The organism is Variovorax sp. GW821-FHT09A10 (assembly GCF_059418385.1).
In genome coordinates this window covers 403,140-424,443 of sequence record NZ_JBWKPT010000005.1, presented here as the reverse complement: position 1 = coordinate 424,443, position 21,304 = coordinate 403,140, and the positions used below count along the sequence as shown (strand labels likewise).

20 protein-coding genes and 1 tRNA gene are annotated in these 21,304 nt (G+C 68.6%); 17 read left to right on the top strand and 4 right to left on the bottom strand.

Translation table 11 applies throughout. The annotated features are described in order from the left end of the window. Nucleotides 1-24 precede the first annotated feature (24 nt). Both AC07Q9_RS21665 and mutM read right to left on the bottom strand, forming a co-directional pair. The gene (locus tag AC07Q9_RS21665) at nt 25-1,998 is read right to left on the bottom strand and encodes a dynamin family protein (protein WP_495311744.1); all 1,974 of its coding nucleotides are present in this window, start codon (nt 1,996-1,998) and stop codon (nt 25-27) included. Between the two features lie 103 nt (nt 1,999-2,101). After that, nucleotides 2,102-2,917 carry a bifunctional DNA-formamidopyrimidine glycosylase/DNA-(apurinic or apyrimidinic site) lyase gene (gene mutM, locus AC07Q9_RS21660; protein ID WP_495311743.1) on the bottom strand — a complete coding sequence of 272 codons (816 nt, stop codon included), beginning with the start codon at nt 2,915-2,917 and terminating at the stop codon, nt 2,102-2,104. Nucleotides 2,918-2,989: 72 nt separating this feature from the next. Here mutM and AC07Q9_RS21655 point away from each other — a divergent pair, with 72 nt between their 5' ends. The 8 genes from AC07Q9_RS21655 to AC07Q9_RS21620 all read left to right on the top strand — a co-directional run bounded on the left by AC07Q9_RS21655 (nt 2,990) and on the right by AC07Q9_RS21620 (nt 9,531). Further along, the gene (locus AC07Q9_RS21655; RefSeq protein WP_495311742.1) at nt 2,990-4,846 is read left to right on the top strand and encodes a tetratricopeptide repeat protein; all 1,857 of its coding nucleotides are present in this window, start codon (nt 2,990-2,992) and stop codon (nt 4,844-4,846) included. After that, complete coding sequence (locus tag AC07Q9_RS21650) at nt 4,847-5,392, top strand: lipoprotein insertase outer membrane protein LolB (RefSeq protein WP_495311741.1); 546 nt, start codon at nt 4,847-4,849, stop codon at nt 5,390-5,392. Then, nucleotides 5,389-6,270, top strand: coding sequence for a 4-(cytidine 5'-diphospho)-2-C-methyl-D-erythritol kinase (gene ispE, locus AC07Q9_RS21645; protein ID WP_495311740.1), 882 nt, complete (start codon nt 5,389-5,391; stop codon nt 6,268-6,270). The genes AC07Q9_RS21650 and ispE overlap by 4 nt, the downstream gene beginning before the upstream one ends. 71 nt (nt 6,271-6,341) lie before the next feature. Then, nucleotides 6,342-6,418: transfer RNA gene (locus tag AC07Q9_RS21640), tRNA-Gln, on the top strand. A 142-nt stretch (nt 6,419-6,560) separates the two neighbouring features. Further along, the gene (locus AC07Q9_RS21635) at nt 6,561-7,535 is read left to right on the top strand and encodes a ribose-phosphate pyrophosphokinase (protein ID WP_062476346.1); all 975 of its coding nucleotides are present in this window, start codon (nt 6,561-6,563) and stop codon (nt 7,533-7,535) included. 86 nt (nt 7,536-7,621) lie between these two features. Beyond that, on the top strand, nt 7,622-8,275 hold the full coding sequence (locus AC07Q9_RS21630) for a 50S ribosomal protein L25/general stress protein Ctc (RefSeq protein WP_489057721.1): 654 nt from the start codon (nt 7,622-7,624) through the stop codon (nt 8,273-8,275). 81 nt (nt 8,276-8,356) lie between these two features. Beyond that, complete coding sequence (gene pth / locus AC07Q9_RS21625) at nt 8,357-8,992, top strand: aminoacyl-tRNA hydrolase (RefSeq protein WP_495311739.1); 636 nt, start codon at nt 8,357-8,359, stop codon at nt 8,990-8,992. A gap of 35 nt (nt 8,993-9,027) precedes the next feature. Continuing rightward, entirely contained in the window at nt 9,028-9,531 is a 504-nt protein-coding gene (locus tag AC07Q9_RS21620) for a hypothetical protein (RefSeq protein ID WP_495311738.1), read from the top strand. Here AC07Q9_RS21620 and AC07Q9_RS21615 read toward each other — a convergent pair. Next, on the bottom strand, nt 9,514-9,819 hold the full coding sequence (locus tag AC07Q9_RS21615) for a YfhL family 4Fe-4S dicluster ferredoxin (RefSeq protein WP_495311737.1): 306 nt from the start codon (nt 9,817-9,819) through the stop codon (nt 9,514-9,516). The two genes, AC07Q9_RS21620 and AC07Q9_RS21615, sit on opposite strands and share 18 nt — an antisense overlap. A gap of 145 nt (nt 9,820-9,964) precedes the next feature. Between AC07Q9_RS21615 and AC07Q9_RS21610 the strand changes: the two genes are divergently transcribed. The 6 genes from AC07Q9_RS21610 (at nt 9,965) to AC07Q9_RS21585 (ending at nt 16,785) form a co-directional block, all read left to right on the top strand. Then, complete coding sequence (locus AC07Q9_RS21610) at nt 9,965-10,915, top strand: ABC transporter permease (protein WP_095746670.1); 951 nt, start codon at nt 9,965-9,967, stop codon at nt 10,913-10,915. Next, nucleotides 10,912-11,787 (top strand): ABC transporter permease, encoded by an 876-nt coding sequence (locus AC07Q9_RS21605; protein ID WP_062481348.1) that lies wholly within the window; start codon nt 10,912-10,914, stop codon nt 11,785-11,787. Before AC07Q9_RS21610 ends, AC07Q9_RS21605 begins: the two co-directional genes overlap by 4 nt. An 11-nt stretch (nt 11,788-11,798) precedes the next feature. Then, nucleotides 11,799-12,788, top strand: coding sequence for an ABC transporter ATP-binding protein (locus AC07Q9_RS21600; RefSeq protein WP_495311736.1), 990 nt, complete (start codon nt 11,799-11,801; stop codon nt 12,786-12,788). Then, entirely contained in the window at nt 12,785-13,606 is an 822-nt protein-coding gene (locus AC07Q9_RS21595; protein WP_369630048.1) for an ATP-binding cassette domain-containing protein, read from the top strand. The genes AC07Q9_RS21600 and AC07Q9_RS21595 overlap by 4 nt, the downstream gene beginning before the upstream one ends. A gap of 273 nt (nt 13,607-13,879) precedes the next feature. Then, entirely contained in the window at nt 13,880-15,367 is a 1,488-nt protein-coding gene (locus tag AC07Q9_RS21590) for an ABC transporter substrate-binding protein (protein ID WP_070061989.1), read from the top strand. Continuing rightward, nucleotides 15,364-16,785, top strand: a complete 1,422-nt coding sequence (locus AC07Q9_RS21585; RefSeq protein WP_492680336.1) for an amidase — start codon at nt 15,364-15,366, stop codon at nt 16,783-16,785. The genes AC07Q9_RS21590 and AC07Q9_RS21585 overlap by 4 nt, the downstream gene beginning before the upstream one ends. Nucleotides 16,786-16,794: 9 nt before the next feature. Here the strand turns inward: AC07Q9_RS21585 and AC07Q9_RS21580 are convergent, their stop codons facing one another. Then, nucleotides 16,795-17,658 carry a LysR family transcriptional regulator gene (locus AC07Q9_RS21580; RefSeq protein WP_369630049.1) on the bottom strand — a complete coding sequence of 288 codons (864 nt, stop codon included), beginning with the start codon at nt 17,656-17,658 and terminating at the stop codon, nt 16,795-16,797. A 125-nt stretch (nt 17,659-17,783) separates the two neighbouring features. Here AC07Q9_RS21580 and AC07Q9_RS21575 point away from each other — a divergent pair, with 125 nt between their 5' ends. The 3 genes from AC07Q9_RS21575 to AC07Q9_RS21565 all read left to right on the top strand — a co-directional run bounded on the left by AC07Q9_RS21575 (nt 17,784) and on the right by AC07Q9_RS21565 (nt 21,297). Beyond that, entirely contained in the window at nt 17,784-18,182 is a 399-nt protein-coding gene (locus AC07Q9_RS21575; RefSeq protein WP_495311735.1) for a tautomerase family protein, read from the top strand. A 43-nt stretch (nt 18,183-18,225) separates the two neighbouring features. Further along, nucleotides 18,226-19,587 (top strand): tetratricopeptide repeat protein, encoded by a 1,362-nt coding sequence (locus AC07Q9_RS21570; protein WP_492680334.1) that lies wholly within the window; start codon nt 18,226-18,228, stop codon nt 19,585-19,587. A 117-nt stretch (nt 19,588-19,704) separates the two neighbouring features. Continuing rightward, nucleotides 19,705-21,297 carry an N-acyl-D-amino-acid deacylase family protein gene (locus tag AC07Q9_RS21565; RefSeq protein WP_492680332.1) on the top strand — a complete coding sequence of 531 codons (1,593 nt, stop codon included), beginning with the start codon at nt 19,705-19,707 and terminating at the stop codon, nt 21,295-21,297. The last annotated feature ends 7 nt before the right edge of the window (nt 21,298-21,304 follow it).

The window sequence follows — 21,304 nt, the reverse complement described above, 5'->3', positions numbered from 1 at the left end:
ACGGCCGCCCGCGCGGCGGCGCGCTCAGGCCGCACGCAGTTGCTCGCCCGCGATGGCAGTGGCCGCGGCAGGCGGCTGGCTGCCGTGCTGCGCGATCAGCGAGGTGAACTCGTGCAGGCGCTCCTGCAGCGCGGCCAGGTGGCTTTCTTGCGCGGCGATCTCGGACAGCCGGTCGTCGAGGCTGCCCGCGGCGTTCTGGATGCGTTCGATCGCCTCGATGCGCTTGCTGAAATTGCGGCGGCGTTCCTTGAGCTGTGCATCGATCTGCGCGCTCGCGCCCTTGCTCCAGCGCTCGACCTCGGTCATGGCGGCTTCGTTGACGAGCCGCAGCCGGCTGGCCAATGCGCGCACCAGCTTGTCGCAGAAGTCGGCCTGCGCGAGCTTGATCAGGTTGCCCACGCCCAGGTAGTGGATGTGACTGCGCTCGATCTGGCCCAGCTCCTGCTCGAAGCCGCTGAGGTCGGGCTCGGCCGGCGCCTGCAGCGTGAAGCCCTGCTCGGCGTTGAGCTGGCGGAAGGTGGCGTGCAGCATCGACTGGATCTCGGCCGTCGTCGCCTGCACTTCGCGCAGGTTGTTGCGCAGCGCATCGAAGGTTTCGCCGTACACCTTGCGCACGTTGAACTTGACGCCGGGACGCTTGAGCGCCGCGGCCAGCCTGACCATGTCGGCCTTGAGCGCCGTGCGCCCGAGCACCGCGTAGACCTCGCGCAGCAGCTTGCCCTGCACCGAGCGCAGCGCCAGGATGCGGGTGTTGCTGCCTTCGAATTCAGCGTGTTCCTGGTCGATGCGCGCACGCATGTGGCGGATGACCGACACGTTCTTGCCGCGCAGACCCTGCAGTTCCAGCGCCTGTTCCGACAGGTCGCGCTGGCGCACCTTCAGCAGGCGCTCGGCCTCGGTGCGCAGTGCGGTCATGCCGGCATCGACCGCGAGCCGCAGCATGGTCTCGCGCTTGCCGAGCACGCCTTCGCCGAGCAGCGCTTCGAGCGCCGGCAGCCGGCTGGCGTCGAGCAGGGCCGCGTCGTGACCGATCTTGGCCTGCAGGCCCTTCTGCGCCGACACCGGCAGCACCTGCGCCAACGGCACGTCGAGCAGCCGGGCCGCGCCTTCGCGCTGGCGTTCGATCTGCTGCGCGATCTGCGCCGGGGTGCTCAGCGTGTCCCACAGCGTGTCGATCTTGTTGAGCACCACGAAGCGCGTGTCGTGGCTGTCGTCGCCGGTGATCAGGTGCTCGCGCCAGATCGACAGGTCGGAGCGGGTCACGCCGGTTTCGGCGCCCAGGATGAAGACCACGGCATGCGCCTGAGGAATCAGGCTCACGGTGAGTTCGGGCTCGGCGCCGATCGCATTCAGGCCGGGCGTGTCGAGGATCACGAGCCCCTGCTCCAGCAGCGGGTGCGGCATGTTGAGCACCGCATGGCGCCAGCGTGGAATCTCGACGCGGCCTTCGGCGTCCTGCACGGGGTTGTCGTCGGGCGTCTCGGGGTTCCAGAAACCGAGCGCGCGGGCTTCGTCCTTGCTCACCCAGCGGACTTCGGCCACCTTGCCCATGGCGCGGGCCAGTTGCTCGGCATCGCCCACCTCGATGGGCAGCTCGGTCCAGCGTGTGGGCCGCTCGCGCCAGTGGGCGAGCGAGTGCGGCTCCAGGCGGGTTTCGATGGGCAGCAGGCGCAGCTTGGGCGCCAGGGCGGCGTCGTAGCCCAGCTCGGTCGGGCACATCGTGGTGCGCCCGGCGCTGGCCGGCATGATCCGCCGCCCGTAACCGGCGAAGAAGATCGCGTTGATCAGCTCCGACTTGCCGCGCGAGAACTCGGCCACGAAGGCCACCATGACCTTGCTGGTGCGGATCTGGTCTTCGAGTGCGCGCAGCCGTTCGGCCACGGCCTGGTCGAGCAGCTCGTTGTCGGTCAGCCAACGGGACAGCCACTGAAGGCGGCGTGCGAAGTTGCTCCGCCAGGCGCCGTGCTGATCGAGCTGTTGGTTGAAGGAGCGGCTCAAGGGGAAGATGTAAGTAAGAATTTACAAATATAACATCGCCAAATGGCGAATGGGGTACCAGCAGGAGTTTGCCCCGAAGCAGCCGCCACGGGGCCCGCCTTCCCTAGGATTTCTGGCAATGGGGACAGTAATAAGTAGAGCGCTGTCCCTGTTTCAGTTGCCGGATCGGCGTGCCGCACACCCGGCACGGCTCGCCCGTGCGGCCGTAGACGGTCGCTTCGAGCTGGAAGTAGCCGCTCTGGCCGTCCACGTTCGAGAAGTCGCGCAGCGTGCTGCCGCCCTTCTCCACCGCCCGGGCCAGGATGTCTCGAACCGCCGCGTGGAGCTTTGCCGCTCGCGGCCGGCTGATTCGCGCGGCCGACAACGTCGGCCGGATGCCGGCCAGGAACAGCGCCTCGGACGCATAGATATTGCCCACGCCCACCACCACCTCGCCGGCCAGCAGCACCTGCTTGACGGCCGTCTTGCGCTTCTTGAGGCCGGCATGGAACGCATCGAGGTCGAAATCGTCGCCCAGCGGCTCCATGCCCAGGCCGCCGAGCAACTTGATGGCCCAGGGAGCTTCTTCGTGGTCCACGTAGACCACGGCGCCGAAGCGGCGCGGATCGTTGAGTCGCAAGGTGCCGCGGTCGGTGACCAGGTCGAAGTGATCGTGCGTGCCGGGCGGCGGCAGTACCGCGTCGAAGCGCAGGCTGCCCGACATGCCAAGGTGCAGCAGCAGGATGCCGCGGTCGAGGTCGATCAGCAGGTATTTGCCGCGGCGCCGCACCTGGAGCACCCGCCGCCCGACCAGCGCCTCGGGCAGCACCATCAGTGCCCAACGCAAGGGCTTGCCGATGCGGACCGCCTCGATGCGCGCGCCGGCGATGCGGTCGGCAAAGCCGCGCCGGGTGACTTCGACTTCGGGTAGTTCGGGCATGAAAAGTAAAACTCCGGCAGCGACGAAGCCCCATGCGGGCGCTCGTTCAAATGGCTGGATTATTATGGTCAGATGAACCCATCGCCCCGCCGTCACCGCCTTGCGGCGGCCGCGTCTCTCGTGCTGCTTGCCTACACAACGCACGCACAGTCTCTTGAACCCACCGCCGCCGGCAACCCGCCTCCCGCCATCGAGCGCACGGCGCCGCCGAAGCCACCGGTGCGCCCCCGGACGACCCCTGCGGCCGCCAAGCCGGCCGTCGAGGCCCCGCAGCCATCGGCGCTGACGGCCGACCTGTTCTATGAAATTCTCATGGGCGAGATCACCGCCCGCTCCGGCGACCCCGGCTCCGGCTATTCGCTGGTGCTCGATGCCGCCCGACGCCTGCGCGACGGCAAGCTGTTCCAGCGCGCGGTCGAAATCGCGCTGCAGTCGCGCTCCGGCGACGCCGCCATTTCCGCGGCACGCGCCTGGCAGGAAGCACTGCCCAATTCGCGCGATGCCCGGCGCATCGAGCTGCAGATCCTGATCGCGCTGAACCGCATCAGCGAAACCGTCGAACCGCTGCGCGCCGAAGTGGCCGCCACCTCGCAGATCGAGCGCCCCCTGCTGATGGCGGTGATCGCGCGCACCTACGGCCGCGCCGCCGACAAGAAGCTGGCCGCCTCGGTGGTCGAGCAGGCGCTGGTCGACGAACTCAAGAGCCCGACCAACGGCGGACTGGCCTGGGCCACCGTGGGCCGGCTGCGCCTGAACGCCGGCGACCCCTCGGGGGCACTGGACGCCGCGCGCAAGGGGCAGGCCATCGATCCGTCGTCCGAGGCGCCCTCGGCGCTGGCGCTGGAGCTCATCGACCCGGGCCAGCCGCTGGCCGCGCCGATCGTCACGCGCTACCTCGCCAACAACCCCAAGGCCTCGCCCGACCTGCGCATCGCCTATGCGCGCACGCTGGTCGAGAACCGCCGCTTCAGCGACGCCTCCGCGCAGCTGCAGACGCTGACCACCGCGCGCCCCGAACTGGCGGAACCCTGGCTGCTGCTCGGCAGCCTGCAGATGCAGGCCCGCCAGGAAGCCGCGGCCGAGACCTCGCTCAAGCGCTATGTCGACCTGATGACCGCGCCGGGCCAGAGCCAGGACGCCGGTGACGTCGCCGACCGCAAGCGCGGGCTGACGCAGGCGTACCTCGTGCTGTCGCAGCTGGCGGAACGGCGCAAGGATTTCCAGGCAGCCGACCGCTGGATCACGCGCATCGACAGCTCTGACAACCAGAGCGCCATCCAGGGCCGCCGCGCCAGCCTGCTCGCCAAGCAGGGCAAGCTGCCCCAGGCCCGCGAACTGCTGCGCGCGTTGCCCGAGCGCACGGCGGACGAGCGCAAACAGAAACTGCTGGCCGAAGCCCAGCTGCTGCGCGAGGCCAGGCAATACCAGGCCGCCTACGACCTGCTGGCCCAGGCCTCGGCCGCCGCGCCGGATGACGGTGACCTCGTCTACGACCAGGCCATGATGGCCGAGAAACTCAACCGCCTGGACGACATGGAGCGGCTGCTGCGCCGCCTGATGACGCTCAAGCCCGAGAGCCAGAACGCGTACAACGCGCTGGGCTACTCCTTTGCCGATCGCAAGATCCGGCTCGACGAGGCCCGCACGCTCATCCAGAAGGCCGTACAGCTCGCGCCCGAAGACCCGTTCATTGCCGACAGCCTGGGCTGGGTCGAGTTTCGGCTCGGCAACACGGCCGAGGCGATCCGCATCCTCGAGGCGGCCTACAAGACCCGGCCCGACGCCGAGATCGGCGCGCATTTCGGCGAGGTCCTGTGGTCGATCGGCCAGAAGGACCGCGCCGTCGCAATCTGGAAAGAATCGCTGCTGACGGACGCCGAGAACGAGACGCTGCAGGAAACCCTCAAGCGCCTGCGCGTCAAACCCTGAATGGCATCGATCACGCACACGGCTCCCGCGCGGGGCGGTGGGTCCTTCACCCGCCGCGCGGCGCTTGGCACGGGCGGCGGTGCACTGCTGCTGTGGCTCTCGGGCTGCGCCCAGCTCTCGGGCGGCACCGCTGCCGCGCCCGGACGTTCGGCCAGCTGGAGCGGCCGCATGTCGCTGCGCATCGACAGCGAACCGGTCCAGACCTTTGCCGCCCTGTTCGAACTGCGCGGCTCGGCCGAAGCCGGCGACCTGACGCTGACCACGCCCATCGGCAGCACGCTCGCCCAACTGCGCTGGGCACCCGGTGAAGCCCTGTTGAAAAACGGCAGCGACACCCGCCGCTACGACTCCGTCGACGCGCTGATCGAAGCCGCCACGGGCGCCGCCATTCCGGTGGGCGCGCTGTTCGGCTGGCTCGACGGCCGCGCCGACCCCGTGCCCGGCTGGCGCGCCGACCTGGGCCAGCTGTCGAACGGCCGCCTGCAGGCCACGCGCGAATCCCCGGCACCTCGGGCAGACCTGCGCATCGTGTTCGAACGCTCATGAAGGCGATCTACGACCTTCCCGCGCCGGCCAAGCTGAATCTGTTCCTGCACATCACCGGGCGGCGCGACGACGGCTACCACCTGCTGCAGTCGGTCTTCATGCTGATCGACTGGTGCGACACGCTGCACGTCGAACTGCGCAACGACGGCCAACTGAGCCGCGAAGACCTCACCACGCCGCTGCCGGCCGACGATCTCGTGCTGCGCGCCGCCCGTGCGCTGCAGGCGCATGCCGCACCGGGCCAGGGCGCGCACATCGGCATTGCCAAGCATGTGCCGGCGCAGGCGGGCATGGGTGGCGGGTCGTCGGATGCGGCCACATGCCTGCTCGCGCTCAACCGCCTCTGGAACCTGAACCTGCCGCTGTCGCGCCTGGCGCAGATCGGGCTGAAGCTGGGCGCGGACGTGCCGTTCTTCCTCGGCGGACGCAACGCCTGGGTCGAGGGCATCGGCGAGGAAATCACCCCCGTGAACCTGCCGCCGGCACGCTTCGTGGTGGCCAAACCACCCGAGGGACTCGATACCCGATTAATTTTTTCTGCGGATGATTTGGAACGGGCAACTCCTGTTGCTATAATCTCAGGCTTTGCTGCAGATAGCGAACAGCTAGAAGCCACAAACCTCGGCAACGGGGTTTACGACTTCGGTCACAACGACCTGCAGCCGGTTGCCCAACGGCTTTGCCCCGCAGTTACCAACGCCATCGAATGGCTCGGACTGCAAGGGTTGAAGGCCCGGATGACCGGCTCCGGAAGTTCAGTGTTCGCGAAGATGCCGCAATTGCCGCAGGAAGCGGAACTGCTCGAAGCCCCCCGGGGATGGCAGGTTCGACAATGCGACAATCTGGCAGTTCATCCACTCTGGGGATGGGCAGCCTGAAGAGATAATCGGAACGCTCTGCGGTTCGATGCGACATATATCGGTGGGTGGTGCAAACCATCAACCTGTGTAGGGGAGTCGCCAAGCTGGTTAAGGCACTGGATTTTGATTCCAGCATGCAAAGGTTCGAATCCTTTCTCCCCTGCCAAATCTCTCAAACTGCGGCCTGATGGCCGCAGTGCTTCTTTTGCAGTCCACCGGCTGCAATAATCGGCGGCCCACACAGGCCGCCACGACTCGAAACCTTGGCGGCTTTCCCGCAAGCCCATTTGCACTGCCCGGACGCGCTCATGCAGGCCAATCACCCTGATTTCTTGGTTTTCACCGGCAACGCCAATCCCGGCCTTGCAGCGGAAATCGCGCACAACCTCGGCACCTCGCTGGGCGCCGCACGCGTCGGTCGCTTCTCCGACGGTGAAGTCACCGTCGAGATCAACCAGAACGTCCGTGCCCGCGACGTGTTCGTGGTGCAGTCGACCTGCGCGCCGACCAACGAAAACCTGATGGAACTGCTGATCATGGTCGACGCGCTCAAGCGCGCTTCGGCCGAGCGGATCAGCGCCGTGATTCCCTACTTCGGCTACGCCCGCCAGGACCGCCGCCCGCGCTCGAGCCGCGTGCCGATCTCGGCCAAGGTGGTCGCCAACCTGCTGGAAACCGTGGGCGTCGAGCGCGTGCTCACCATGGACCTGCACGCCGACCAGATCCAGGGCTTCTTCGACATTCCGGTCGACAACATCTACGCCTCGCCCGTGCTGCTGGGCGACCTGCGCCAGAAGAACTACGAAGACCTCATCGTGGTCTCGCCCGACGTCGGCGGCGTGGTGCGCGCCCGTGCGCTGGCCAAGCAACTGAACTGCGACCTCGCCATCATCGACAAGCGCCGCCCGAAGGCCAACGTCAGCGAAGTCATGAACGTGATCGGCGAAATCGACGGCCGCAACTGCGTGATCATGGACGACATGATCGACACGGCCGGCACGCTGGTCAAAGCGGCCGAAGTGCTGAAGGAGCGCGGCGCCAAGAGCGTGTACGCCTACTGCACGCACCCGATCTTCTCGGGCCCGGCCATCGAACGCCTCTCCAAGGGCACGGCCCTGGACGAAGTGGTCGTCACCAACACCATCCCTCTTTCCGACGCGGCCGTCGCGTGCGGAAAGATCCGCCAGCTCTCCGTGGCACCGCTGATCGCCGAAACGATCCAGCGCATTGCCAAGGGCGAGTCGGTAATGAGTTTGTTCTCGGACCAGGACAACCTGTTCTGAGCTGAGAGCGAAAAAGCGGGCCTCCTACGGAGGCCTTTTTGAATCGGAGTCTCACTGGTCGCGGTGGACTCTCACAGGAGCTAGTTATGAAATTCGTCGCTTATGAGCGCGCAAAGCAGGGCACGGGTGCGAGCCGCCGTCTCCGCATCACGGGCAAGACCCCGGGCATCGTCTACGGTGGTGACACCCAGCCGCAACTGATCGAAATCGATCACAACGCGCTGTGGCACGCCCTGAAGAAGGAAGCCTTCCACTCGTCGATCCTCGAAATGGACCTCGCCGGCGCCGTCACCAAGGTGCTGCTGCGCGACGTGCAATACCACCCGTTCCGCCAGCTGGTGCAACACATCGACTTCCAACGCGTCGATGCCAAGACCCGCATGAACATGAAGGTGCCGCTTCACTTCAAGGGTGAAGAAGAGTCCGACGCCGTCAAGCTGGATCACAACCTCGTGAACCACGTGATGACCGAACTGGAAATCAACTGCCTGCCGAGCGATCTGCCTGAATTCATCGAGATCGATCTCTCGAGCCTGAAGAAGAACGCCACGCTGCACGTCAACGACATCAAGCTGCCCAAGGGCGTGAAGTTCGTGAGCCACGGCAAGACCAACCCCGTCATCGTGTCGGCCGTGCCGCCGCTGGTCTCGGAAGAGCCGGCACCCGCTGCCGAAGGCGCTGCTGCCGAAGGCGCTGCCGCCGCTGGCAAGCCCGCCGCCAAGACGGCCAAGAAGAAGTAATCCTCTTTCTTTCCGTCCGCGAACAGAAGGCCCGCCTCGTGCGGGCCTTTTGCTTTGTGGGGCGGCGAGATAATTCCCGCCATGATCAAGCTGTTTGTCGGCCTCGGAAACCCGGGCCCTGAGTACGAAGCCACGCGCCACAACGCCGGCTTCTGGTGGATCGACGCCCTCGCGCGCGACTGGAAACTCAACCTCGTGACCGAACGCGGCTACCACGGCCTCGCGGCGCGCGCGAACATCGGCGGCCAGAGCATCTGGCTGCTGGAGCCGCAGACCTTCATGAACCTGTCGGGCAAGTCGGTGGGCGCACTGGCGCGCTTCTTCAAGATCGCGCCCGAGGAAATCCTCGTGGTGCACGACGAGCTCGACGTGGTGCCCGGCCAGGCCAAGCTCAAGTTCGGCGGCAGCCACGCGGGCCACAACGGCCTGCGCGACATCCACGCGCAGCTCGGCACCGGCGACTACTGGCGCCTGCGGCTGGGCATCGGCCATCCCGGCGTGAAGTCGGAGGTCGTCAACTGGGTGCTCAAGAAGCCGCTCAAGGAACAACGTGAAGCGATCGAAGACGCCATCGTGCGCACCCTGCATGCCGCCCCCGCGCTGGTGGCCGGCGAGATGGAAAAAGCCACGCTGATGATTCACACGAGCAAACCGCCGCGGCCCAAGCCGCCGAGGCGGGAGCCCGGCGACGGAGGCACGACGCCTGCCGCCACCTAGCCGGCCACGGGAGTGCAGGGAGGGAGAGCAAAAAAATGAGAAAAAGAAGAACGACGAAGAACAAGAAGACAGCGGGCACAGCGGCGATCGCTATATTTTCAATAGCACTGGCCATCGCCTCCATGGGCGCCTCAGCCCAGACCTGGCGATGCGGCAACACCTATTCCGACCAGCCCTGTGAAGGCGGGCGGACCGTGAAGGTGGACGACCGGCGCAACGATGCGGACCGCAGGGCGTCGGAAGACGCCACGCGCCGCAACGAACGCAGCGCCGGCCGGCTGGCGCGCAGCCGCCAGTCGCTGGAGCGGGAGGCGCTCAGCCAGGGCAGTTCCACGACCTTCGATGCGGGGCGCTTCACGACCAACGCGCAAACGCTCACGCCTGCCGAACGGGCCGCCCAGGCCCGCCAGCGCAAGCACACGGCCGAGCCCCGCCCGACGAGCGCGCGCTTCAACAGCCCTTCGACCGGCGACGAGGCGCCGAAGGACACAGGCAAGAAGAAAAAGAAGAAGAAACCCGGCTCAGAGGGCGCCGGCTGACGACGACGGCGAGGCGGCATCCGAAGACGGCGCTGCCGCCTTGTCCGCCGTGAGACGCACGTACTTCTGCAGCAGCGTCTCGCGGGTCTCCACATGGTCCGGGTTCACCGGGATGCAGGCCACCGGGCAAATCTGCACGCATTGCGGCTCGTCGAAGTGGCCGGCGCACTCGGTGCACTTGTGCGGATCGATCTCGTAGAACTCGGCGCCCATGTAGATCGCATCGTTCGGGCACTCGGGCTCGCAGACATCGCAGTTGATGCATTCGTCGGTGATCATGAGGGCCATCCCCCGATTATCGGCGGACCGGGCGAACGCCCTGCCACAGGCCTTGCGGAGCCCGCGTCGGCGTCAGGGCGGTCCGGCGAGGAGCGACAAAGTTCACAGTCGAGGCACGGTTGTTGCACCAGTCAGTTATGCTGCGGCCCGCCCCATGAGTCTGTTTCTATTCAAGCGCATCGCCACGCTGATCGGCACCCTGATCGGCGCCTCGGTCATCGTTTTCCTCGTCCTCGAGATCCTGCCCGGCAACGCCGCGCAGATGCTCATGGGCCCCGACGCCTCGCCCGACGCCGTCGCGGCCCTGGCCACCAAGCTCGGCCTGGACCAGCCCGCCTGGACGCGCTACTGGCACTGGATCGGCGGCCTGCTCACCGGCAACCTGGGCGACAGCTACGCCTACAGCTCGCCCGTCATCGACCTGATCCTGGAGCGCCTCGCCCTCACCGTGCCGCTCGCCGTGATGGCGATGGCCCTCACCGTCGTCATCGCCCTGCTCGTAGGCGTGACGGCCGCCGCGCGCCACAACAAGCTCGGCGACGTCGGCCTCATGGGCATGGCCCAGGTCGGCATCGCCATTCCCAATTTCTGGTTCGCGATCCTGCTGATCCTGGTGTTCTCGGTGCAGCTGCAGTGGTTCTCCGCCGGCGGCTTCGAGGGCTGGGGCGAAGGCATCTTCGCGGGATTGAAATCGCTGCTGCTGCCGGCGCTCTCGCTGGCCGTGGTGCAGGCCGCGATCCTCGCGCGCATCACACGCTCGGCCGTGCTCGAGGTGATGCGCGAAGATTTCGTACGTACCGCACGCGCCAAGGGCGTGTCCCAACGCATGGTGCTGTGGACCCATGTGCTGCGCAACGCGATGATTCCGGTCATCACCGTCATGGGCATGCAGTTCTCCGAGCTGCTGGCCGGCACCATCGTGGTGGAGAACGTGTTCTACCTGCCGGGCCTGGGCCGGCTGATCTTCCAGGCCATCAGCAACCGCGACCTGATCGTGGTGCGCAACTGCGTGATGCTGCTCGCGGCGATGGTGGTCATCGTGAACTTCGTGGTCGACGTGCTCTACGCCGTGATCGACCCGCGCATCAAGGCGAGCGACGTATGAGCACGACCACCGTTCCCAGCGCCGTCGCGCTCAAGGTGCCGGGCTTCTGGCGCCGCGCCCTGCACCACCGCAGCTTCGCGATCGGCGGCGTGCTGAGCCTGTTGCTGCTGATCGCTGCCGTGCTCTCTTTGGTCTGGACGCCGTGGTCGCCCTACGCGATGGACATGGCGAACAAGATGCAGGGGCCCTCGGCCACGCACTGGCTCGGCACCGATGCCTTCGGGCGCGACGTGGCCTCGCTGCTGCTGGTGGGCGCGCGCGCCTCCATCCTCGTGGGCGTGATCGCCGTGGGCATCGGCCTCGTGGTCGGCACCGCGTTGGGCCTGCTGGCTGCGGCGAGGCGCGGCTGGGTCGAAGAGGCGGTGATGCGCCTCTCGGACTTCACGCTGGCCTTCCCCGCGATCCTCTCGGCCATCATGATGACCGCCGTGTTCGGCGCCGGCATCGTCAACGCCATCATCGCGATCGGCATCTACAACATCCCGACGTTTGCACGCATCACGCGCGCTTCAGCCAACGCGATCTGGTCGCGCGAGTACGTCGCCGCCGCACGCGCCTGCGGCAAGGGATCGTTCGCGATCACCATGCAGCACGTGCTGCCCAACATCTCCGCCGTGCTGATCGTGCAGATCACCATCCGCTTCGCCATCGCGATCCTGGCGGAGGCTGCGCTGTCGTACCTCGGCCTCGGCACGCAACCGCCGCAGCCCTCATGGGGCCGCATGCTCAGCGAAGCCCAGACCCTCATGTTCCAACAGCCGCTGCTCGCGGTGTTCCCCGGCATGGCCATCGCCCTGGCGGTGCTCGGCCTGAACCTGATGGGCGACGGCCTGCGCGACCTGCTCGATCCGCGCCTGGCGCGCGCGAGGTAAACAAGCACGCCATGGCGCTTCTCGAAGTCAACGACCTCCACATCGGCCTGCAGACGCAGCGCGGGCCGGCCGAAGCCGTGCGCGGCATTTCCTTCTCGCTGGAGCGCGGCGAAACGCTGGGCATCGTCGGCGAGTCGGGCTGTGGCAAGTCGATCACCGTCATGTCGCTCATGGGCCTGCTGCCGTCTACCGCGAAGGTCACGGGCAGCATCCGCTTCGACGGCACCGAGCTGGTCGGGCGCGACGAAAAGGACATGTGCCAGATCCGCGGCAACCGCATCGGCATGATCTTCCAGGAGCCGATGACGGCGCTGAACCCGGTGCACACCATCGCGCGCCAGGTCGGCGAGCCGCTGCGGCTGCACCGCGGCCTGTCGAAAACCGAGGCGCGCAAGGAAGTGCTCGCGCTGCTCGACCGCGTCGGCATTCCCGACGCCGCCTCGCGCCTCGATGCCTACCCGCACCAGTTCTCGGGCGGGCAGCGCCAGCGCATCGGCATCGCGATGGCGCTGGCCTGCGGCCCCGACCTGCTGATCGCCGACGAGCCCACCACCGCGCTCGACGTGACGATCCAGAAGCAGATCCTGGAGCTCATCCAGGGCCTCGTGGCCGAGCGCGGCATGGCGCTCATCCTGATCTCGCACGACCTCGGCGTGATCTCGCAGACGGTCTCGAAGATGCTCGTGATGTACGGCGGCAGCGTGGTCGAGAGCGGCCCCACCGACGCCGTGTTCGCCAAGCGCGCCCACCCCTACACCCAAGGCCTGTTCGCCGCGCGCCCCGCCATCGGTGCGCCGCGCGGCCTGCGCCTGGCGACCATCCGCGGCAGCGTGCCCGAGCTGGTCGACCTGCCACCGGGCTGCCCGTTCGCGGGCCGCTGCGCCTACACGGTCGATGCCTGCCACACCACGCGGCCGTCCGCCACGGTGCTGCCGCCGGACCACGCGGTGCGCTGCATGCGTCTTGAAGAAATTGCAGCCGCGCAGGCTGTTGCGCCATGAATCCATCGACCCCGCTGCTGCAAGTGACCGACCTCGTGCGGCACTACGCCCTGCCGCGCGAAAAGCTCTTCGGCCCGCCGCCCACCGTGAAGGCCCTCAACGGCGTGAGCTTCAGCGTGCAGGCCGGCAAGAGCGTGGGCATCGTCGGCGAATCGGGTTCGGGCAAGTCGACCATCGCGCGCCTCGTGATGGCGCTGGACACGCCCACCTCGGGCAGCGTCGCGCTCGAAGGCCGCAACCTGCACACGCTCTCGAAGGCCGAGCTGCGCACCGCGCGGCGCGACTTCCAGATGGTGTTCCAGGACCCGTACGGCTCGCTCGATCCGCGCCAGACCGTCGCACGCATCGTCGCCGAGCCGCTCGAAGCGCTGGCTGAAACGCGCCGCGCCGAGCAGCGCGAACGCGCCGCCGAAGCACTCGCCGCCGTGGGCTTGCGCACCACCGACCTCGACAAGTACCCGCACGAGTTCTCCGGCGGCCAGCGCCAGCGCATCGCGATCGCACGCGCCCTCATCACGCGCCCCAAGCTCATCGTCGCCGACGAGCCCGTGAGCGCACTCGACGTCTCGGTGCAGGCCCAGGTGCTCAACCTCATGCAGGACCTGCAGCAGCAGTTCGGCATCAGCTACCTGCTCATCAGCCACGACCTCGCCGTGGTCAACCACCTGTGCGACGAGGTGTGCGTGGTGTTCAAAGGGCAGATCGTGGAGCAGGGGCCGCCGGCCGAGCTGTTCCATCACGCGCAGCATCCGTACACCCGCACCCTGCTGTCGGCGGTGCTGCACACGCCGCCCGGCGGCACGCTGCGCGCGGCCTGAACGCCGGGGCGCGGCCTCGGACACATCGGTCATGAGCATCTGGTGGCGCAAGCGCTTGGCTTCGCGCAAGATCGCTCGCCCATCCGGGAACGTCCCGAGGAAATAGCGCCCGCGCCGGCGCGCACCGGAGGGCCTGCTGCGAGAGAATGATCCGCTGCACGTGGCATCTTTCGTGCTGTGTGTCTTTCTTTCGTGGCGCTGCGCTTCCCCCTGGGGCACGGTGCGCGCCGAAGCAGTCATTCGACACTGACCGTTTTCCGGAGATCACCCCGTATGTTGAACCGTCGCACCCTCCTTACCACCGCCGGCGCCACCGTCGCCCTGGCCACCCCGCTGGCCGGCATGGCGCAGGGCCGCAAGGACGCCATCGTGATCGGCATGGCCCTGGAGCCGCCGGGCCTGGACCCGACCACCGGCGCCGCCGCCGCCATCGCCGAGGTCGTGCAGTACAACATCCTGGAAACGCTGACCAAGATCAACGTCGACGGCAGCGTCACGCCGCTGCTGGCCGAGAGCTGGGAAATCTCGCCCGACCTGAAGACCTACACCTTCAAGCTGCGCAAGGGCGTCAAGTTCCAGAACGGCGAGCCCTTCAACGCCTCCACCGTCAAGTTCGCCTTCGACCGCGCCGGCGGCGAGAAGAGCACCAACAAGGACAAGCGCACCTTCGCCAACCTCGCCACGCAGGTGGTCGACGAGCACACGGTGGTGGTCATCAACAAGGAGATCGACCCCGACCTGCCCTTCGTGCTGGGCCAGGCCACGGCCGCCATCGTCGAGCCCAAGAGCGCCGAGGGCAACGCCACCAAGCCGATCGGCACCGGCCCCTACAAGCTGGACAACTGGGCCAAGGGTTCGTCGATCACGCTGAGCAAGTGGGAGGGCTTTCGCGCCCCTGCTGTCGCCAAGATCAACAAGGTCACCTTCCGCTTCATCTCGGACACCGCCGCGCAGGCCGCCGCCGTGCTCTCGGGCGACGTGGACGTGTTCACGCGCATCGGCACGCGCGCCGTGCCGCAGTTCCGCAACAACCCGCAGTTCCAGACCATCCTGGCCGGTTCGCGCGCCAAGACCATCCTCTCGATCAACAACAAGAAGAAGCCGCTGGACGACGTGCGCGTGCGCCGCGCCATCCTTGCGGCCATCGACCGCAAGGCCTTCATCGAGGGCGCGGCCGACGGCCTGGGCGTGCCGATCGGCAGCCACTACGTGCCGGGTGCCGCGGGCTACATCGACACCACGGGCATCAACCCCTTCGACATCGAGAAGGCCAAGAAGCTGCTCGCCGAGGCCGGCGTGAAGACCCCGCTCGAACTGCGCATGACCCTGCCCCCGCCGCCGTACGCGCGCCAGGGCGGCGAGGTCATCGTGGCCCAGCTCGCCAAGATCGGCATCAACGTGAAGATCCAGAACGTCGAGTGGGCGCAGTGGCTCAGCGGCACCTACACCAACAAGGACTACGACCTGTCGATCATTTCGCACGTCGAGCCCTTCGACCTGGGCAACTACGCCAAGCCCGACTACTACTGGGGCTACCAGTCGAAGGCCTTCGACACGCTGTTCGACAAGATCAAGTCCACCGGCAACGCGGCGGAGCGCAACAAGCTGCTGGGCGAGGCGCAAAAGCTGCTGGCCACCGACGCGGCCAACGGCTTCCTCTACCAGCCGCAGTTCCCGACCGTGGCCAAGAAGAACGTCAAGGGCCTCTGGAAAGAGAACCCGATCTTCGTGAACGACCTGTCCGCGCTGTCGTGGGGATGAGCCCCGCAGTGTCCGACCCCTCCCTGCCTTCGTTGAGCGACCTGTCGGCACAGGAGCTCTCCGCGGCCTACCGCGAGAAGCGCCTGTCGCCGGTCGAGGTGACGCGCGCCGTCATCGCGCGCATCGAGCACTGCGAACCCCGGCTGCAGGCCACGTGGCTGTTCCGGCCCGAGGCCGCGCTGGAGCAGGCGCGCGCCTCGGAGCAGCGCTGGCAGCGCGGCGACGCGCGCGGCCCGCTCGACGGCGTGCCGACCACGATCAAGGAAAACATCGCCACGCGCGGCGACCCGCTGCCCGCGGGCACCGCCGCCGTCGACCTCATGCCCGCCGCCGCCGACGCCCCGCCGGCCGCGCGCCTGAAGGAGGCCGGCGCCGTCATCGTCAGCAAGACCACCATGCCCGACTACGGCATGCTGTCGTCGGGGCTGTCGAGCTTTCACACGCTCGCGCGCAACCCCTGGGACCTGAGCCGCACGCCGGGCGGCTCCAGCGCCGGCGCCGGTGCCGCCGCGGCGGCGGGCTACGGCCCACTGCACCTGGGCACCGACATCGGCGGCTCGCTGCGGCTGCCCGCCAGCTGGTGCGGCATCTTCACGCTCAAGCCCAGCCTGGGACGCATCCCGATCGACCCGCCCTACATGGGCCGCGCCGCCGGCCCCATGACGCGCACCGTCGGCGACGCCGCGCTCATGATGCAGGCGCTGGCCCGGCCCGACGCGCGCGACAGCATGAGCCTGCCCGCGCAGGACATCGACTGGGCCGCGTTCGACGTCGCGCCCGACCACCTGCGCGGCCTGCGCATCGGCCTGCTGCTGGACGCCGGCTGCGGCCTCGCGGTCGAACCCGAGATCCAGGCCGCGGTCGAGCAGGCGGCGCGCCTGTTCGAAAAGGCCGGCGCCACCGTCGAGCCCATGCAGCCCTTCATGTCGCAGGCCCTGCTCGACGGCATGGATCACCTGTGGCGCATGCGCTCGCTGGTGGACCTGAAGGCCCTGCGCCCCGACCAGCGCGCCAAGGTGCTGCCCTACATCCGCGAATGGGCCGAGAGCGCCGCCGAGTTCAGCGGCGAGCACGTGTTCCGCAGCTTCAGCCAGTTCCACGCGACGCGCGTCACCACGGTGAACGCCTGCGCGCGCTTCGACTACGTGATCTCGCCGGTGTCGCCCAACATGCCGGCAGCGGCCGAGGCGCCCTCGCCCACCAACGACCCGCTGCGGCCGCTGGAGCACATCGGCTTCACCGTGCCGTTCAACATGTCGGAGCAGCCGGCGGCGTCGGTGAACTGCGGGTACTCGGCCGGCGGCCTGCCGATCGGGCTGCAGATCGCGGGACAGCGCTTCGACGACCTCGGCGTGCTGCGCGTGGCGCGCGCGTTCGAGCAGATCCGGGAAGTGCAGCGGCCCTGGCCGCAGCTCTGAGCGCGGCCTTCAGGCCAGCTGCAACGACAGCATCTCCCGCGCCCGCGTCACGAACGCGGTCTCGCCCCGCCGTGCGGGCAGCCACTGGAACGCCACGCGGGGCAGCGCCGGCAGCCCGTGGGGCGGTGCGAGCCGCGCGATGCCCTCGCCGATCGCCGATTCGTTGAGGCAGGCCACGCCCAGGCCCGCGGCCAGGGCCGACTGCAGGCCCGCCACGCCTGATGCCACGTGCGCCAGCACATAGGGCACGCGGCGGCGGCGCAGCAGGGACACGGTGAACTGGTGCAGCGAACAGGTGTCGGGCAGCGCCAGCAGCCGCACCGGCTCGCCGCGCACCACACGCAGGCCGGCCGCACCGAGCCACGCCAGCGATTCGCGCCGCAGCACGGCACCGCTGCCGGCCGCGGCTGCATTGGCCCCCGCAATGTTCATCGCCAGCCCCACGTCGAAATCGCCGTGCGCGTAGGCGGTGCGCAGCGCGTCGCTCTTCAGGATGGTCACGTGCAGCCGCACCTGCGGATAGCGCTCGCCGAGCCGGCCCAGCAGGCGGGTGAGGTCGCCGGGGCGGAAGTAGTCGGTCACGGCCAGCCGCAGCTCGCCTTGCAGCGTTTCGCCGCGCAGGTCGCGAAAGGCTTCGTCGCTCAGCGCGAGGATGCGACGCGCATGCCCCAGCAACCGCAGGCCCGCCTCGGTGGGCGCCACGCCGGCCTTGCTGCGCGTCAGCAGCGACTGGCCGGCGCGCTCCTCGAGCTTGCGGATCTGCTCGCTCACCGACGATTGCGACAGGTACACGCGCGGCGCCGCCGCCGTGAGGCTGCCGGCGTCGGCCACCGCCACCAGGGTGCGCAACTGTTCGAGGTCGAAGCCTTGCATGGTGCCTGCCTATCCATTCGCTGATCCGATGGATTCCATCATATCTTCCCGCTTTTCCGATGACGATGCGGCGCCCACAATCACCCCATCGACCACCCGTTCTTCACCCCCGAAAGGAGTCCACCATGCCCCACATCGTCGTCCACCTCTCCGGCCAACCTGACGTCGCCCTCACCCGCAAGACCGTCGACACGGTCGCCGAGCTCACGCAGAGCGTGCTGGGCAAGGCGCTGCCGGTCATCGCCGTCACGGTGCAGTACATCGCCGCCGACAGCTGGTTCATCGGCGGCCAATCGCTGGCCGAGCTCGGCAAGTCGGCCTTCCACCTGGACATCAGCGTGACCGACGAGACCAACACCAAGGCCGAGAAGGCGCGCTACCTGCGCGAGGTGCACGCGGCCATGGCCCGGCTGCGGCCCGACCTGCACGAGGTCTCGTACATCCACGTGATCGATGCGCGCGGCGCAGCCTACGGCTACGGCGGCAAGACGCAGGAGTACCGCCACCAGCAAGCGGGTGTCTGAGAAGACTTCTTGAAAGACGCCGGGGGCGTGGCACCATGCCGCCATGCCCTCCCACGGAACCCCGCACGCCGCCGACAGCCTCGGCAATCCGCTCACGCTCGACGACGCCGCCAGCCTCGCGCTGGTCGACGACTTCGTCATGGGCTTCATTTCGACCGAGGCGCGCGCCGTGAACCTGCTGGCGCTGGCTGAGCGCGATGCCAGCCCGATCGTGCAGGCCTACTGCGCGACGCTGCACCTGTTCGCCGAATCGCGCGAGGCCGCAGCGAATGCGCGGCCCTTCCTCGACAAGGCCCGCGCCGGTGCGGCGCGCGCCACGCCGCGCGAGCAGCGCTACATCGCCGCCGTCCAGGCCTGGGCCGATGGTGACATCGCGCGCGCCATCGCGCTGCATGCCGAGCAGGCGCACGAGCATCCGCGCGACCTGGTGTCGGTGAAGCTGGGCCAGTACCACTGCTTCAACACCGGCAACTGCCCCGGCATGCTGCGGCTCGCGCTCGCGGCGCTGCCGACCGCGGCCGAGGTGCCCTACGTGCACGGCATGGCGGCCTTCGGCTACGAGCAGTGCCACCTGCTGCGCGAGGCCGAGGCCAGCGCGCGCCGCGCGATCGGCCTGTGCCGCAAGGAGCCCTGGGCGCACCATGCGCTGGCACACGTGATGCTCACCGAAGGCCGGCTGGCCGAGGGGCTGGCGTTCATGCAGGGCGTGAGCGACACCTGGACCGGGCTCAACTCCTTCATGGTCACGCACAACTGGTGGCACGTGGCGCTGTTCCTCATCGACCTGGGCCGCGACGCCGAGGCGCTCGCGGTGTACGACGAGCACGCCTGGGGCGTGGTGAAGGACTATTCGCAGGACCAGATCGGCGCCGTGTCGCTGCTCGCGCGGCTCGAGCTGGCGGGCATCGACGTCGGCGCGCGCTGGGACGACGTGGCCGACCACCTGCGACAGCGCCAGGCCGACCATGTGCTGCCCTTTCTCGACCTGCAGTACCTCTACGGCCTGGCGCGCGCCGGCCGGCCCGAGGCGCAGGTGCTGCTGCACAACATCGAGGCCTTCGCGCCCGTGGCGCCGGCGTCCACGCGCGCCGCGTGGCAGCGCGTGTGCGTGCCGGCCGCGCGCGGCCTCGTGGCCCATGCGCGCGGCGATGTGGCGGGCGCGGTCGAGGGCCTGGGCGTCGCGCTGCCGCGCATGATCGAGATCGGCGGCAGCCATGCGCAGCGCGACCTGTTCGAGCAGCTGTACCTCGACGCGCTGGTGCGCACCGGCACCGAGTCCGCGCTCTCGGGCGCGCAGGGCCTGCTGCAGCAGCAGCTCAACGGCCAGCCCGAGTCGCTGCGGCTGCGGCGGCAGACGGATACGGTCTACGCGCGGCTGGGACTCGGGCAGCTCGCGGCGCGCTGAGCGGCGCGTGGCACCACCCATGCCTTCCGGTCATGGGGCGTGCCGCAAAAGGAATTAACGGCTGCGCGGGAGCGACTCCTAAACTGGCCGCTCCTCCCGCTCTCTTCCCGTTCGCCCATGCAGCGCTCCCTCGTCACGCTGGCCGTTCTCGCGGCCCTCGCCTCGCCCTTCCACACCACCGCCGCTGAAGCCCCCGTCGCGCTCGACCTGCTGCTGCGCGGCGGCACGATCTACACGGGCGACAGCGACACGCCCGTGGTCGGCGACGTCGGCATCGCGGGCGACCGCATCGTGTTCGCGGGTCGCGCCATGCCGGCGCAGTTCAGCGCACGCCGCACCATCGACGCCACCGGCCTCGTGGTGGCGCCCGGCTTCATCGACGCCCACACGCACGCCGACGCCGACCTGCTCTCGAGCGACGCGCGCAAGCGCCTGAACACTCCCTTCCTCACGCAGGGCGTGACCACGGCCGTGATCGGCAACGACGGCTTCGGCGGCTACGACATCGCCGCGCAGACACAGAAGCTGCGCGCCGTGCCGGTCGGCACCAACGTCGCGATGTACGCAGGCTTCGGGCCGCTGCGCATCAGCCAGCTCGGCGAGGCCAACCGCGCCCCCACGCCCGCGCAGATGGACACCATGAAGCAGCACCTGGCCCGCGCGATGTGCGACGGCGCGCTCGGGCTGTCGACGGGCCTGTTCTACCCGCCGCAGAATTTCTCCAAGACCGAGGAGGTCATCGAACTCGCGAAGGTGGCGGCCGCGCACGGCGGCCTGTACGACAGCCACATCCGCGACGAGTCGATGTACAACGTCGGCCTCAAGGGCTCGATCGACGAGGTGATCCGCATCGGCCACGAGGCGAAGCTGCCGGTGCACGTGGCACACATCAAGGCGCTGGGCGTGGCCGTGCAGGGGCAGAGCGGCGACATCATCCGGCGCATCGAGAAGGAGCGCGCCGCGGGCCTGGACATCACGGCCGACCACTACCCCTGGACCGCGTCGAGCACGCGCTTCTCGGCCGCGCTGCTGCCTCCCTGGGCCAACGAAGGCGGCCGCGCGGCCACGCTGCAGCGCTTCGACGACGCGGCGCAGCAGGAGCGCCTGCGCAAGGACATGCGCGAGAACCTGCGCCTGCGCGGCGGGCCCGAGGCCATCCTGTTCTCGGCCGGCAGCACGAAGTACGTGGGCAAGACGCTGGCCGACGTGGCCAAGGCCTCGAACGCCGACCCGGTCGACGCCGCCATCGCCGTGCTGCGCGACGGCGACCTGATGATCGCCTCGTTCAACATGAGCGACGACGACGTGCGCGCCTTCATGAAGCGGCCCTGGGTCATGACCTCGTCCGACTCGTCGCTGGGCCATCCGCGCGCCTACGGCACCTTCGCGCGCAAGTACGACCAGTACGTGGTGAAGGAGCGCGCGATCTCGCTGGCGCAGTTCATCCGCAGCAGCAGCGCGTACACGGCCGACACGCTGGGCCTCGTGCAGCGCGGCCACCTGCGCCCCGGCTACCACGCCGACGTGGTGGTGTTCGATCCGAAGCGCTTCGCGGCCAAGGCCACCTACACGCAGCCCACGCTGCTGTCCGAAGGCGTGGTCACGGTGCTGGTGAACGGCCGCCTCGCGGTGGACGGCGGCCAGCCCACGGGCGTGGGCGCCGGCGTGCCGCTGCTGCGCACGCCGAAGCCGGGCAGTTGCCCGGCTTGATCCGGAA